Below are 15,116 nucleotides of genomic sequence, written 5' to 3'. Positions count from 1 at the left end.
CCGGAGGTGATTTTTTATGAAGATTGAAATGAAAAATATTTCTAAAGCCTTTGGTACTAATAAAGTTTTGGAAGGTGTTAATTTCACTGTTCAATCTGGAGAAGTTCATACTTTGATGGGTGAAAATGGTGCTGGTAAATCGACACTAATGAATATTCTTACTGGCCTTTATGATGATGATGGCGGAGAAATTTATGTCGATGGTAAGCAAACACAATTTAATGGTCCGCTTGATGCGGAACAACATGGAATTTCTTTTATCCATCAAGAAATGAATAATTTTTTGGAAATGTCAGTTGTTGATAATATGTTTCTTAATAAGGAAATAAAAAACAAATTTGGCATTATGAATGAAAGCAAAATGCATGAACAAGCTAGATTCTATTTAAATAAATTGGGGACCAAGATTGATGTCGATAAGCCAATTGGAACGTTGAGCGTAGGGCGTCAGCAGATGATTGAAATTGCCAAGTCTTTGATGACGGATGCTAAGATTATTATTATGGACGAACCAACTGCAGCTTTAACTGAAAATGAAATTGCACAACTATTTGAAGTAGTACGTGATTTGAAAAAACAAGGTGTTGGTTTTATCTACATTTCTCACCGTATGGAAGAAATTTTTGAAATTGCGGATAAAGTAACAGTAATGCGTGATGGTATTTCTATTAATGAGTATTCAACTAAAGATGTAAATATGAAACAATTAGTCAAAGATATGGTTGGACGTGAAATTGGAGACTTCTATCCGGACCGTGACCCTCATTTTGGTAAAGTTTCGCTTGAAGTTCAGCACCTATCGGAAAAAGGTGTTTTCAGTGATGTTAATTTTCGAGTTCACGAAGGTGAAATCTTAGCATTTTCTGGATTGATGGGTGCTGGAAGAACAGAAATCATGCGCTCTATCTTTGGAATTGATCCTCATAACGAAGGTAAAATCTTGATTGATGGTAAGGAGGTGCATATTCATTCGCCTCAGGAGGCTATCAAAAATCAAATTGGTTTCTTAACAGAGAATCGTAAGGATGAAGGTCTGATTTTAAATGACTCATTGCGTGACAATATTGCTTTACCATCGATTGGTGGATTTGTTAAACACGGGATTATTGATGACAAATCTGTAAACGATTTCACAAATATGTTAATGAAACGTTTGACGGTTAAGGCTCAAAGTGCTGATGTTAGTGCTGGTAGTTTGAGCGGTGGTAATCAGCAAAAGGTAGTTTTGGCTAAATGGGTCGGTTCAGGATCTAGAGTGTTGATTTTAGATGAGCCTACTCGTGGTGTTGATGTTGGTGCTAAACGTGAAATTTATGACTTGATGAATGAATTAACTGATCGGCATGTTGCTATTATTATGATTTCAAGTGATTTACCAGAAGTTTTAGGTATGAGTGATAAAATTGCAGTCGTTTATGAAGGTAAGATTACAGGAATCGTAGATACAAAGACAGCAACACAAGAGTCAGTTATGACTTTAGCGACAGGGGGATCAAACGATGGAAGAACAAACTAAAATCGCTGAGAAAAGCGAAAAAAGTGGTTTTAATTTCAAAAAGTTTATTAGTAAGTTAGGACCTTTGGTAGCCTTAATTATTTTGATTATCTTGGTTACTGCTCTGAGTCCAGGATTTATTCAACCTAGTAATTTATTAAACCTATTGAGACAAGTATCAATTAATGCCGTAATTGCCTTTGGGATGACCTTTGTAATTTTAACTGGTGGTATTGATTTGTCGGTTGGTTCAATCCTTGCTTTAACTGGTGCGGTAACGGCCTCAATGTTGGCCAGTGGCACTTCAGCAATTGTCGCTTTGCTAGTCGGATTTTTAATGGGTGGACTTCTAGGATTCTTAAATGGGATTTTGATTGCCTATGGTAAAGCCGCACCATTCATTGCTACATTAGCAACTATGACCATTTTCCGCGGTGCTACATATGTATTTACAAATGGTAATCCTATTACTGGGGCCAAGATGAATAACAGTTTTCTTTTCCAATTTATGGGTCGTGGCTACTTGTTAGGAATTCCAGTTCCAATCTTTATTATGGCAATTGTTTATTTAATTTTATATGTCTTGTTACATAAGACAACATTTGGACGTAAAACATATGCTTTGGGTGGCAACGAACAAGCTGCTTACATTGCTGGTGTTAAGACAAAAATTGTTACAATGTGGATCTATACTATTTCTGGATTGATGGCATCATTAGCTGGAATCATTTTAACTTCACGTTTGAGCTCTGCCCAACCGGATGCTGGGACATCTTATGAAATGGATGCTATTGCCGCTGTTGTTTTAGGTGGTACGTCATTGGCTGGTGGTAAAGGTAGAATCTTTGGAACTTTAATTGGTGCCTTGATAATTGGTACATTGAATAACGGTATGAATTTGTTGGGAATTTCCAGTTTCTATCAACAGATCGTTAAAGGTATTGTAATTTTGATTGCTGTACTACTAGATAGACGTTCATCAAATGATTAATCATATTAAGGGGGATTTTCTATTATGAAGAAATCTTTAAAGCGTGTACTTTTAGCAGTTAGTATCTCTGCATTAGCTATGTTTACTCTAGCAGGATGTGGAAAGTCAGGTCTTGACTCAGGTGGATCAAGTGATTCTAAAGTAGAGACTAAGAAACCTAAGGACATTAAAGTTGGAGCTTCACTATCAACTTTGTCCAATCCATTCTTTGTTTCCGTTAAGAAGGGGATCAATGATTTAGCTAAGAAAAATGGAACCAATGTCCAAGTTTCTGATGCACAAAATGATACAGCTAAACAAAATAATGATATTGAAGATTTAATTACTAAAAAGGTTGATGTTTTGATCATTAACCCAGTAGATTCATCAGCTATTACACCGGCTGTTAAAGACGCAAATGATGCGGGTATTCCAGTCATCACCGTTGATCGTTCTAGCGAGGGCGGAAAGGTTTTGACTTTAGTTGCTTCTAATTCCACTAAAGGTGGTAAGATGGCCGCTGAGTTCTTGATCAAGAAGTTGGGTAACAATGCTAAGGTTGCTGAACTACAAGGAATCCCAGGAGCCTCAGCAACTCGTGAACGTGGTAAAGGTTTTGACAAGTATGCTAAAGGTAAACTAGATATTGTTGCTAAACAAACAGCTGGATTTGATCGTGCAAAAGGTTTGAGCACTACAGAAAACATTCTTCAAGGAAATTCAGATATTGTAGGAATTTTCTCACAAAATGATGAAATGGCTCTAGGGGCTGTTCAAGCTGTCAAGTCAGCTAACAAAGATATTGCTATCGTTGGTTTTGATGGTGAAGAAGATGGTATCAAGGCTGTCAAGTCAGGTAAAATGGCTGCAACAGTAGCACAACAACCAGAAGAAATGGGACGTTTAGCACTACAAGCTGCATATGATCATTTCAATGGTAAAAAAGTTAAAAAGAATATTGAATCACCATTGAAATTAGTTACAACTGATAGTTTAAATAAATAGTAATCAACATGAATTAAAGGGGAATATGAATTTACTTCATGTTCCCTTTTTTGGAGGAGAGCAAAATGGCAAATAAAGTAGTTGTAATCGGAAGTATTAACGTTGACAGTATCATGCATATCGATAACTTACCCAAACCTGGTGAGACTATAAAAATGAATTCCTTCTCGAAAGCTGGTGGTGGTAAGGGTGCTAACCAAGCTGTTGCTGCGGCCAGATCAGAAGCAGATACTAGTTTCATTGGTCGTGTTGGGGATGACGGTAATGGAAAATTAATGTTGAAACTCTTAAAAGAGGATCATATAGATACAAAACACGTTACAGTAGTTCCGAAGGAAGATACGGGGCAATCATATATTCTTCTACAAAAATCAGGTCAGAACTCCATTATTTATCAAGCAGGTGCCAATGCTTTGGTAACTGCCGAAGATGTTGATCAAGCTCAAGATACGATTAAGCAGAGTGATTTTATTGTTACAGAATTCGAGACACCAATCCCAGCTGCTATTGCTGCCTTTAAAGTTGCTCATACGGCTAAGAAGGTAACTATTTTGAATCCCGCTCCCGCCGTTAAAGACATCCCTGAGGAACTCTTAAAATTGACAGATATCATTACTCCTAATGAGACGGAAAGTGAGTTAATTTCAGGTATTAAAATTACTGACGAGGATTCTTTGAAAATGTCTGCTGATTTTTATCATAATTTAGGAATCAGTGGTGTAATTATTACTTTGGGATCAAAGGGTTCATTTGTTTCTCTAAACGGTAAGTCAGAACAAATTCCAGCCTTTAAAGTCAAGGCTGTTGATACCACGGCCGCAGGCGATACCTTTATTGGTGCGTTAGCATCTGAATTGAATCCAGATCTATCTAATATCCATGATGCAATTGTCTATGCAAGTAAAGCTTCATCATTAACAGTTCAAAAATTAGGAGCTTTTCCTTCAATTCCTAAACGCGAGGCTGTTCTAAAATAAACTAAAAAACACGTCGAAAATTAATTCGGCGTGTTTTGTTTATTTATTGATTTTTATATCAGAGAGTTTATAAATTTAATTGATTTGTATCTCAATACTATACAAATTGGGAGGATATTTATTATAAGTAGTATTAATGAGAAAATCACATTTGTAATGTATATATCTAAGGAGAATATTTTCGCCAGATATTTTTGTCTATTTCTATCTGACGGCTATAATATACTTCCTTTTGAAAAAAATGTTAAATAAAAACTCTTGAAATCACTTCTGATATTTACGTAATTTTGGTGGGATATAACTTCGAATGAAGTCGTGAATTTCAGTTAAAGAATTGCTAAATAGCAGAGTTTTTCGAGTTTCAGATTCCATAAATCCTTGATCAACCATTTCATCGAAGAAACTTTCCAATTTGTCATAATAGTGGTTTACATTAAAAAAGATACAGGGATGTGAGCTGACACCGATGATAGTCCACGAAAAGGCTTCGGAGATTTCCTCAAGAGTTCCAGGACCACCGGGTAAAGCAATATTAGCAACAGAATTTTGTAACATGGCTTCTTTACGTTCTGACATGGTTGAAACGATATCCAATTTTGATAAATTAGTGTGTGCTAAATGACGGTCGAAGAGTTGTTGCGTGATAATTCCGTGAACAAAACCATTATCAGATAAAACACTGTCAGCGACGACATTCATTAGACCGTTGTTACCACCGCCATAAGTTAGACCATAATTATTTTGAACCAACCAGTGACCAAGATCTTGGGCGCTAGTAGTATAAATTTCTTGGTTACCAGTAGAGGCACCACAATAAACAGCAATATTTTTCATTTTTTAACCTCGTTATTAAATATCAAAATTGGTTTCTCGTTTGAGTCGACGGTAGTAAAGAACCGAAGCAGTATCTAGAGCATCTAAAGCCCGTAGTTGGTCGTCAGAAAGTTCTTTAGTACTTAGGGCTAATAGGATAAAGGTTGTATAGAGTTTCTTAGGTGACAAATCTAAGCCCGTAGATTCACTGTCACGTTTGAGATCACGATGTAAGGCAGGAACAGTCAATAATGGTGTATTGGCGGCCTTATTTCGACTTAGAAAAAGATTTTGATCATCCCAAAATGATCTGAAAGGTTCAATGTAAGTTTTATAAATGTCGAGAAACTTCTGTTCATCAGGGTTAAAGGTCAGTTGATTGAATTTACGATAGAAATCGGGTGCCAAGGCCTCTTTGTAGTTAAAACCCTTAGAAATGATTAAAATTAATAGTCTCGTATAAACACTCAAATCCGATTTTAAATATTCAGGTAGTTTTAAGAAAACAACTGTAGGAAAATCAGTTTGTTTGGGGACAGCAACACTATTAATATTTAAGGTCGGTATTTCAGGCGTTTTCTTGACGCTAAAGAGATATTTGAAGTAAACATTAAGATTACTGATAACTTTGTTGATTGTACTAGGACTAAGCTGTAAATTCTCGAGCATAAAGTCTTTAAAAAGACGGACATCCATCTCGTGGACATCTTGGATACTTTCAGATATTTTATATTCTGTATTGTGTTGAATTGTGTAATTGAAAAAGTCAGTTAATGAATTCAAATATTCAGTGTGTGCTTTGTCAGAAATATGCCTAGTTTTTAAATGAGCTTCAAAACCAGTTAAATAGGGGATTTTTACCATTTGAGACCCTCCTTTTGTCAATATTATACCGTTACTTAAAACGACTAACCAAATTTAGTCTAATTTTGAACAAATAAATAGTGGCAGCAATCTATGATTACTGTCACTAAGGGATGATACTGTATTAATTAATTGTTACATCTAAAGCTTGATCGCCAGCCAAGACGTCCTTTTCCTCGAAAGTACCCATTTCTTTGACAGCATCAGAATTAGTGATGATAGTCATGATTGAGGAATCTTTCTTAGCAGCTTTGATTTGTTCAAGATCCATCGTTGCTAACTTTTGACCAGTTTTAACAGTTTCACCCTCCTTGATAAACATTTCGAAAGGTTTACCTTTTAATTCAACTGTATCGATTCCTAAGTGTAACATGATCTCTAGACCATGTTTAGAAGTAATCATCAAAGCATGCTTAGTAGGGAACACTGTGCCAATCACACCGCCGATAGGTGCTACAATTGTACCATCTGATGGAGCAACAGCAAAACCATCTCCCATAAGCTTTTGTGAAAAGACTGGATCACTAACTTTATCCAAATGTATTAATTTACCATTTGCGGGTGCAACAAATTCATCAACTTTTTTTCTAGAGAATAACCCCATAATTAAATCTTCCTCCTTGATGTTTTAGCAAGTAAGGATGATACAGATATAAGTTATACTTGCTAATGCGCTTAAATTACTTATGATATAGATAGATTTAAATTCATTGAAAGCGCTTAATCACTCATATATAGTATAACTCCTGAAACATAATTTCAATAAAAAACGGGTATATACCACAATACTTAACATAAAAACAATAAATAGAAATAATTTTTTAATAAATTGAAAGAGGAAAAACAAATGTTTACTAAAATTTATTATCATGTATATTCAATCAGAGGTCATAAGTATGTGATTGGAGCTACCAAAAAGGGACTGTCTTTTGTTGGTTCCCGTGATCAAGATTTTGAAGAAGTAAGACGATTTTATCCAGAAACCGAGTTAATGGACGCTGAACAAATAGTAAATAAATATGCGAACCAAATTCGAGAATATTTGTTAGGAAAAAGACAAGAATTCTCATTAAAATTAGATATTTCTGGAACAAAATTTCAAGAATCAGTGTGGGATCAGTTAAAGAAAATACCATATGGTCAAACAAGCAGTTATACAGAGATTGCACAGTCAATTGGTAATCCTAAAGCTGTTCGTGCCGTTGGATCTGCTGTAGGTAAGAATCCTGTATTAATTGTTATTCCATGTCATCGGGTTATAACCAAGAATCAACAATTGGGCAATTATCGTGGAGGGTTAGCAATGAAACGGGAGCTATTAACTTTGGAAGGAGCAATTAATTAATAATGGTTTACTTTCCAGTAGTCATAGGGTAAACTTACCCTTGAATTTAAGTGAGTAAATACTTACTCACTATACTTTTCTTCAGGGGTGACTATAGATGGTAACAACAGCTATTTCCATAGATGATGTATCTAAGAGTTTTGATAAAAAATTGGTTTTAAAAGATGTCAATTTACAAATCACAGAGGGTAAGATTATTGGGTTAATTGGTCCTTCAGGTGCTGGCAAATCAACTATTATCAAGATTATTTTAGGAATGGAAGTACCAGATTCTGGAACGACAATGATTTTTGATAAAAAGATGCCTAATCGAAGATTATTAGGTCAAATAGGTTATATGGCTCAGACAGATGCCCTATATGAACAATTAACAGGACGAGAAAATCTTAAGTTTTATGCTGACATGAAAGGATTAAATAAACGGGATGTTATAGAACAGATAAAACATGTAGCTCAAGTAGTTGATTTAGTGATCGACTTGGATAGACGTGTTAGTGGTTATTCGGGTGGAATGAAGCGTCGTTTGTCTTTAGCCATTGCTTTACTAGGGTTTAACCAAATTTTAATTTTAGATGAACCGACGGTAGGGGTTGATCCGGCATTACGTAAACAGATTTGGTCTGAGTTGCAAAAATTAAGGGATGATGGAAAGACGATTCTGGTAACGACACATGTTATGGATGAAGCTGAATTAACTGATGAGGTGGCTCTTTTGTTGGGCGGAGAGATTATTGCCGATGATACTCCTACCAAACTGAAACAAGCTTATCAGGTGGATTCGGTTGAAGAAGTATTTTTAAAAGCGGAGGCACAACAAAAATGAGAACGTTAATGATTGCTCAAAGGGTTATTAAAGAACTATTTCGAGATAAAAGAACATTGGCATTGATGTTTCTAGCACCTATTTTAATTCTCTTTTTGATGAAGTTAGTTTTCTCTGTTAATTCACAGACTGATGTTAATGTAGCAACTGTAAATGTTAGCACTAGTTTGAACGAGAGCTTGAATAAGGCTAGTCACGTGTCAATTACTAAATATGACCAAACCAAAAAGGCCCAAAAGGCCTTAAAAGATAAGAAAGTCGATGCCGTAATTAACTATCGCGATAATAATTTTTACGTCAAATATAGCAACGTCGACGCCAGTAAGACTAATGCTACTAAATTAGCTTTAAACAGTGCTTTATTACTCAATTCAATAAAGCAGATGAAACACCAATTACAAAAATTGCAATTGGCTCTGGGAATACCGGCGAATAAAACTAAGTCGGTAAGTAAACCCAAAATTCATAATAGTTACGTCTATGGAAACTCGAAGACAAATTTCTTTGATAAAATAGTACCTATCTTAATGGGATTTTTCGTTTTCTTCTTTGTGTTTTTGATTTCAGGGATGGCTTTATTGAATGAACGAACATCTGGTACTTTGAGTCGATTGTTGGCAACGCCGGTTAAAAGATCGGAAATTGTTTTTGGATATATGCTCAGTTATGGCGTAATTGCTATTCTACAAACACTAGTGATTGTCCTATTTACTGTGTGGGCTTTAAATGTTGAAGTCGTCGGCAGTATTTTTTACGTAATTTTAATTAACTTCGTTTTAGCATTAGTCGCGTTAGCGTTCGGTATTTTAATGTCGACATTTGCTAAATCAGAATTTCAGATGATGCAATTCATCCCATTAGTAGTTATTCCTCAGGTGTTTTTCTCAGGAATCATTCCATTAGATACGATGGCTAAAGGCGTTAGAGTGATTTCTTATATTTTACCTTTAAAATATGCGGGTGATGCGTTAACTGGGATAGTTATGTCAGGAGATGGGTTTGAACGGATAGTAATACCTATAGTAGTATTATTGGGATTCTTAGTCATTTTGACGGTGTTAAATATCTTAGGATTGAAGAAATATAGAAAGGTTTGATTAGATGGAGAAAGCATTTCAGGATTTAGACGATTGGTTAGCTGTAGAGAAGATGCCTAATGGTAAGAAGCGTGTCCTACAGGCGGCTGTGACACTTTTTTCTCAACAGGGATATGACGGGACTTCAACGGCGCAAATTGCTGAGATGTCTAAAATGAGTCAAGCTACAATCTTTAAGTATTTCAAATCAAAAGAGGAATTATTGCTGTTTATAGTAAAACCATTGATTGAACATATATTGCCAGGATATGGTAAATCATTTGCTCAAGAACTACAAAATAATGGGGATGATTTAGAGAGCTTAATCCATTTCATTGTTTTTAATCGTTATCAATTCTTAGTTCAGAATAAAGATGCGGCAATTATTTTGATTTCACAGCTTCTGATCAATGATGAAATTAAGAATATGCTCTTTAATGAAATTCAGGTGATGAAAGATATATTTATCGATAATGTTTGGAAACCATTGGTTAAGACTGGTGAACTGAGGGATGATCTTGATCTATTGCAGCTCCTGAGAACTGTTATTGGGCAAATTCTCTTATATTTCTTACAGAGTCAGCGGATTTTGCAAATTGATGATCAGAAACAGATTGAGTCGGATTTGATTAAGATCGAACATACAGTTATTTTAGCAATTAAAAAATAAGTTCTATTTGCCAAGTGTGATATGCTTGTTTTAATTGATTTTAAACAGTCTGAGGGGTAGTTTACCTTGAATTTAGAAGCCATTTTAAAAGAAGAGTTTGGATATGATACATTTAGAATCGGCCAAAAAGAATTAATTGAAAAAGTTTTATCCGGTGAAAAGGCTATGGGGATAATGCCTACCGGTGGTGGTAAGTCAATTTGTTATCAGCTACCGGCCACTGTTTTACCTGGAGTGACCTTGGTCGTTTCGCCCTTGATTTCCTTGATGAAGGATCAAGTTGACAGTTTGAATGAAGTTGGTATTCCAGCGACCTTTTTGAATAGTACCGTTGAGTGGCATGATCGTGAAGAACGCATGCGCTATATCGAAACTGGTGCTGTCAAATTGCTATTTGTGGCGCCTGAAAAGATTGTTAATGATGAATTCTATAGTTGGCTGTCACAATTAGATATATCATTGATTGCTATTGATGAGGCTCACGTCTTATCTTCCTGGGGACATGATTTTCGTAGTAGTTATTTAGAGATGATACCGTCTTTGAAGAAGCTACCTGGCAGTCCAGCCTGGCTAGCATTGACGGCTACAGCTACACAGCAGGTTCAAGATGACTTGGCAGGCATCTTAGATATACCAGAGCAAAATATCGTTAAAACTGGCTTTAAACGGGCTAATTTAACCTTAAAGATTGAACGTGGTGTTGATAAGCTAAAATTTGTTTCTGATTATGTTCAAAGTCATGCAAAAGAGTCGGGAATTATTTATGCTGGTCGACGTGAAGATGTTGATAATCTATATAATTATTTTCAAGGTAAAGGTATTCGTATTGGACGCTATCATGCTGGTTTGAGTGATGAAGAACGTCATCAGCAGCAAGAAGATTTTCTTTATGATCGTACAGATGTTATCGTTGCTACAAATGCTTTTGGAATGGGAATCAATAAGACTAACGTGCGTTATGTTTTGCATTATTCTATTCCGGGAACAATTGAAAGTTACTATCAGGAAGTTGGTCGTGCGGGACGTGATGGATTACCAGCTGAAGCGGTATTGTTGTATGCACCTGCTGACTTGAATCTACATCGTTTCTTTATTGATAAGTCTTTAGGTGATGACGATTATAAATTAAGCCTAAAGAATAAGTTATTTAAGATGAGTCAATATGCCGAAACTGAATCTTGTTTAATGAAATTCATTCTAGATTATTTTGGTGAGGAGAATACAGAACCGTGTGGTAAGTGTTCAAATTGTTTGGATAATCGTGAGATAGTTGATATTACTGCGGATGCACAAAAAGCTTTGAGTTGTGTTGTAAGGATGGATCAGAAGTATGGTAAGAAGATGATCACAAGAGTTTTGGTGGGAAAAGACGATGTAGCTAATGATTGGCGTCATTTTGAAAAATTATCTACTTTTGGCATTTTTAAAGACAATACTTTGAAACAAACTAGTCGTCTATTGGATTTTTTAACTGCAAATGGTTTTTTAAAGAGCAGTGGAGGAAAATATCCTATTTTACTGTTGTCTGATAAAGGTTTAGATGTTTTGAAGGGAAAAACTTCTGTCACTAGAAGAAAAGAAGAGAAGGTGGCCGCAGAATCGAAATCAATCGTTGCTGATGGTAGTTTCGATGAGGAACTCTTTGAACAATTACGTAAATTACGTTTGAATTTGGCTCGTGAGCAAGGCATAGCACCGTTTATGATCTTCTCTGATAAGACTTTGAAGAATATGTGTCAAAGTATGCCAACTAATAGTGAAGAGTTTTTGGCTGTTAGTGGGGTAGGAAAAGTCAAATTAGAGCAATACGGTGAAAAATTCATTTCAGAAATAGAACAGTATCAGAATGAATTACAGGTTTAATAATTAAATAATAGAGTAGTTAAGCTAAATGTTTTACGAAAACAGAAGAAATAATATAAATTCTGTAAATGTTGGTATAATAGGGTTTATTAAAAGTAGAAAAGCTTAAAAAGACTTATAGATCCTTTAATGGGGAAGAAAAGCCATATTATGGACCATATATGAGACTAAAAATGACTTTTTATGATGAGTTGTTGACTAAAAATAATGAACTTGATGTCTGAGAACGTCTCTCAAACATCAAGATTTTTTAAATTCATATTTTAAATTAAATGTTTTACGAAAACATAAATTAAAAAAACAAAAAAAGAAGGTAACTAAGACGAAAAAAATTGCCATTATCTCAGATATACATGGAAATTTTACAGCATTTGAGAGGGTAGTTGCAGATGCAAAAAAAGAGGGTGTTGATGAATATTGGTTTTTGGGTGACCTATTAATGCCCGGCCCAGGAACAAATTCAATTCTTGAATTACTTGATTCATTAAATGCCCCTATTAAATTGAGGGGAAACTGGGACGATTTTCTTTTTGAGGATATTTTACCTATTAGCAAAGCCTATATTGATGAGCCACAAACTACCTATATTGTTGAATTATATAAGTACATTTATAATCACCTAGACTCCAAGTACCTAAAGGAGATGCGTCAATGGCCTATTTATAGTCAAACTACCATCAGTGGCTTTAATATTGTTTTGGCTCACAATTACCCTAAAAAGAATTTTGGTCACGAGCTATTACCTTATGCTGAGCAAAAGAACTTTGATGAGCTTCTTTTTGATAAGCCTTTTGACATTGCTATTTATGGTCATACACATCACCAATTAATGCGAACTAGCAGCAAAGATCAATTAATTATCAATCCAGGCTCCATTGGACAACCGTATACGGCCTGGGATAAGTTCAGTGCTGACAGACGCGCTCAGTACGTCATTTTAACTTTTGATAAGACAAGTTATCGTGGAATTGACTTCAGAAAAGTCTCTTATTCAATTGATGATGAATTGGCATTTGCTAAGACTAATGAATTACCATTTTATGAATTATATGAACGTATTTTCACTGAAGGCAAAGCTTTTACTCATAATAATGATGCTTTAAATGAAATCATTGCTAAATATAATTATAAATCTGATGTCTTGACGTATTTAAAACATTTGGAAAACGATTAGCAGTTAGATAATGGTTATTGAAATCAAAGATAATGCAGCTCTTTGATCTTTTTTCGTGTGGTTATATATTAATTTAAATTCTTTGTTAAGAAGTCGTATTTTAAAGCTAATATTTCTTCAAATACTTAACTTCATATAATACATATTATGTAACCTTGAATATCTAAAAAGTATTCTATTCTCATAATTTTACTAATTTCAGCTATTCTACTCTTTTCCATATATATACTGATTTGATCAAATATATCTTTTTAATTGGTTAAATAAAAAAACAAAAACACCTCAATTAATTTATTATAATTGAGGTGTTTTTCGATTGCTATTGTAAAGCCTGTAGGAGTTTTTTAAGTACAAATGTATCAACATAATCATAGAATATGCGTAAGCAACACGTAGATTACGAAAAAATAAAAATTTGCTACTAACCCAAGGATTTCAACATTTATGTGATGAGTAACATATATTAACAAATTGTATTTTGAATTGTAATTTAAACCTATACTCCGACAAATTATGATATATATGTTCCTGTTCACATATCTAACATATATATCATGTAATGCTTTATTTCCTTACTAAATATTTCTTCTTTGTTGGAAATGAAAACATAACTGGTAATAACAATATTAAAACAGGAATCCAAATATTATATATCGATAGATATGCATGATTAAGTTTAGTTAGATTTATAATCCTTAAAACCTTTAGATTTGAACTCATCATTGATAAAAATACGGATACGCCTAAAACCGAGCCTATTTGTCTTACCACACTAATGACACTTTGTGACGATGTAAGTAATGATCCGCTGAAATTAGAAGCGGCCAATACATTTATTGGACCTGTAATTACCCCAAAACCAATACCTAGTATAAGTAATGCCATAGAAAGCCAAGTAGAGTTCGTTGCTCCATTCATTACAATCAAAATGTACGACAACAATATACTAATCATACCGACAAGAACTAATAATCTTGGTCCTAATTTATTGATGACTAGACTGCCTAATCCTCCGAATACAAATACAGTCGAAGACATTGGCAATAAAATTAATGCTGCTTCCAACTCTGTTTTGTGATCCACATTTGTTAAAAAGCTTGGAATGACGACCACGACTCCTATATAAAAAAATTGTGCTAGTAAAGCGACAATTGCAGATGCAGAAAAATCCTTAACTTTGAATAAATTTAGATCTATCATCGGATGCTTTACAGTTCTTTCTACAAATATAAAAAGACTTATTAAAACTATGCTAATTAGAAAGCACATGATGGTTTTAGGATCTTGAATTCCCCAATCCTTTAGTTTAATCAAATTAAGTGTTAGAAAGTATAAACTCAACATTGAGATGAGACTACCTACCCAATCGATTTTTTCTTTCAATTTTATATCCTTGTTAAAGTTTAAAGAAATACCAGATAAAAATATTCCAATGATAACAATTGGAATATTCATTAAAAAAATCCAATGCCAACCAAAGAAATCAGTGATGACTCCGCCTAACGTTGGCCCTATTGCAGCAGCCCCTCCTTGAGTCAATCCTAAGATAGCAACTATTTTGATACGATCCTTTATATTCCAAGTAGATAAACCTATAGCATTACCTAATGGAAGTAAGATTGAAGCTCCTAAGCTAGAAAAGATTCGTCCGATTATCAAATATACAAATGTGGTAGCAAAACCTGAAAATAAACTGCCTAGTCCAAATAGAACTAATCCGACAATATAGGTTTTGTTCTTTCCAAAAGTATCACCAAATTTGCTTAAAGGAATTGTACATGTAGCAAATATAATCGTATAAATATTTAAGGCCCAAGAAAGCCGATTGTAATCAACTTCAATTCCCTTTTGTATGGCTGGTAATGCTATATTCATGATCGTTGTATCGAGCATAACAAGAAATATTCCTAATGCCATTGCTATTGTTATGTTTATTTTTCTATTCAAAATCATTCCTCCATGGTAAATCTCAGTAATTGTTCTTTTTTTACGAGTTATTACTCACGTTAAATATGTTCAAAGCACAAAAATGTTGCTAAAT

The 15,116-nt window shown here is 34.4% G+C and carries 14 protein-coding genes; 10 read left to right on the top strand and 4 right to left on the bottom strand.

Annotation, left to right across the window (positions count from 1 at the left end; genetic code table 11):
- Nucleotides 1–16 precede the first annotated feature (16 nt).
- From LKACC16343_RS01650 to rbsK, 4 genes are all read left to right on the top strand, one after another.
- Nucleotides 17–1,516: a sugar ABC transporter ATP-binding protein gene (locus tag LKACC16343_RS01650; RefSeq protein ID WP_056952403.1), complete on the top strand. Its 1,500-nt coding sequence runs from the start codon at nucleotides 17–19 to the stop codon at nucleotides 1,514–1,516.
- Complete coding sequence (locus LKACC16343_RS01645; protein ID WP_056952405.1) at nucleotides 1,500–2,486, top strand: ABC transporter permease subunit; 987 nt, start codon at nucleotides 1,500–1,502, stop codon at nucleotides 2,484–2,486. The genes LKACC16343_RS01650 and LKACC16343_RS01645 overlap by 17 nt, the downstream gene beginning before the upstream one ends.
- A gap of 24 nt (nucleotides 2,487–2,510) precedes the next feature.
- On the top strand, nucleotides 2,511–3,470 hold the full coding sequence (locus LKACC16343_RS01640; protein WP_056952407.1) for a D-ribose ABC transporter substrate-binding protein: 960 nt from the start codon (nucleotides 2,511–2,513) through the stop codon (nucleotides 3,468–3,470).
- Nucleotides 3,471–3,535: 65 nt separating this feature from the next.
- Nucleotides 3,536–4,447 carry a ribokinase gene (gene rbsK, locus LKACC16343_RS01635; RefSeq protein ID WP_056952408.1) on the top strand — a complete coding sequence of 304 codons (912 nt, stop codon included), beginning with the start codon at nucleotides 3,536–3,538 and terminating at the stop codon, nucleotides 4,445–4,447.
- 264 nt (nucleotides 4,448–4,711) lie between these two features.
- On the opposite strand, the gene LKACC16343_RS01630 is transcribed toward rbsK, so the two are convergent.
- From LKACC16343_RS01630 to LKACC16343_RS01620, 3 genes are all read right to left on the bottom strand, one after another.
- On the bottom strand, nucleotides 4,712–5,281 hold the full coding sequence (locus LKACC16343_RS01630; RefSeq protein WP_056952410.1) for an LOG family protein: 570 nt from the start codon (nucleotides 5,279–5,281) through the stop codon (nucleotides 4,712–4,714).
- Nucleotides 5,282–5,296: 15 nt separating this feature from the next.
- A complete protein-coding gene (locus LKACC16343_RS01625) occupies nucleotides 5,297–6,124 on the bottom strand; it encodes a site-specific integrase (protein WP_056952412.1) in 828 nt (275 codons plus the stop codon).
- A 124-nt stretch (nucleotides 6,125–6,248) separates the two neighbouring features.
- Complete coding sequence (locus LKACC16343_RS01620) at nucleotides 6,249–6,728, bottom strand: PTS sugar transporter subunit IIA (protein WP_056952414.1); 480 nt, start codon at nucleotides 6,726–6,728, stop codon at nucleotides 6,249–6,251.
- 243 nt (nucleotides 6,729–6,971) lie between these two features.
- On the opposite strand from LKACC16343_RS01620, the gene LKACC16343_RS01615 reads away from it, so the two are divergent.
- From LKACC16343_RS01615 to LKACC16343_RS01590, 6 genes are all read left to right on the top strand, one after another.
- Nucleotides 6,972–7,469: a methylated-DNA--[protein]-cysteine S-methyltransferase gene (locus LKACC16343_RS01615; protein WP_056952416.1), complete on the top strand. Its 498-nt coding sequence runs from the start codon at nucleotides 6,972–6,974 to the stop codon at nucleotides 7,467–7,469.
- A 97-nt stretch (nucleotides 7,470–7,566) separates the two neighbouring features.
- Complete coding sequence (locus tag LKACC16343_RS01610; protein WP_056952417.1) at nucleotides 7,567–8,292, top strand: ABC transporter ATP-binding protein; 726 nt, start codon at nucleotides 7,567–7,569, stop codon at nucleotides 8,290–8,292.
- Nucleotides 8,289–9,389, top strand: coding sequence for an ABC transporter permease (locus LKACC16343_RS01605; protein WP_056952419.1), 1,101 nt, complete (start codon nucleotides 8,289–8,291; stop codon nucleotides 9,387–9,389). The genes LKACC16343_RS01610 and LKACC16343_RS01605 overlap by 4 nt, the downstream gene beginning before the upstream one ends.
- A 4-nt stretch (nucleotides 9,390–9,393) precedes the next feature.
- Nucleotides 9,394–10,038, top strand: coding sequence for a TetR/AcrR family transcriptional regulator (locus tag LKACC16343_RS01600; RefSeq protein ID WP_056952421.1), 645 nt, complete (start codon nucleotides 9,394–9,396; stop codon nucleotides 10,036–10,038).
- A gap of 66 nt (nucleotides 10,039–10,104) precedes the next feature.
- Nucleotides 10,105–11,901, top strand: a complete 1,797-nt coding sequence (recQ, locus tag LKACC16343_RS01595; RefSeq protein WP_056952423.1) for a DNA helicase RecQ — start codon at nucleotides 10,105–10,107, stop codon at nucleotides 11,899–11,901.
- Between the two features lie 220 nt (nucleotides 11,902–12,121).
- Nucleotides 12,122–13,075 carry a metallophosphoesterase family protein gene (locus LKACC16343_RS01590; RefSeq protein ID WP_082604527.1) on the top strand — a complete coding sequence of 318 codons (954 nt, stop codon included), beginning with the start codon at nucleotides 12,122–12,124 and terminating at the stop codon, nucleotides 13,073–13,075.
- Nucleotides 13,076–13,639: 564 nt separating this feature from the next.
- Here LKACC16343_RS01590 and LKACC16343_RS01585 read toward each other — a convergent pair.
- Entirely contained in the window at nucleotides 13,640–15,022 is a 1,383-nt protein-coding gene (locus LKACC16343_RS01585; RefSeq protein ID WP_056952427.1) for an MFS transporter, read from the bottom strand.
- Nucleotides 15,023–15,116 lie beyond the last annotated feature (94 nt).

This window comes from Companilactobacillus bobalius (assembly GCF_002179915.1).
Classification (GTDB): domain Bacteria; phylum Bacillota; class Bacilli; order Lactobacillales; family Lactobacillaceae; genus Companilactobacillus; species Companilactobacillus bobalius.
This window is presented reverse-complemented; position numbering and strand designations above follow the sequence as displayed.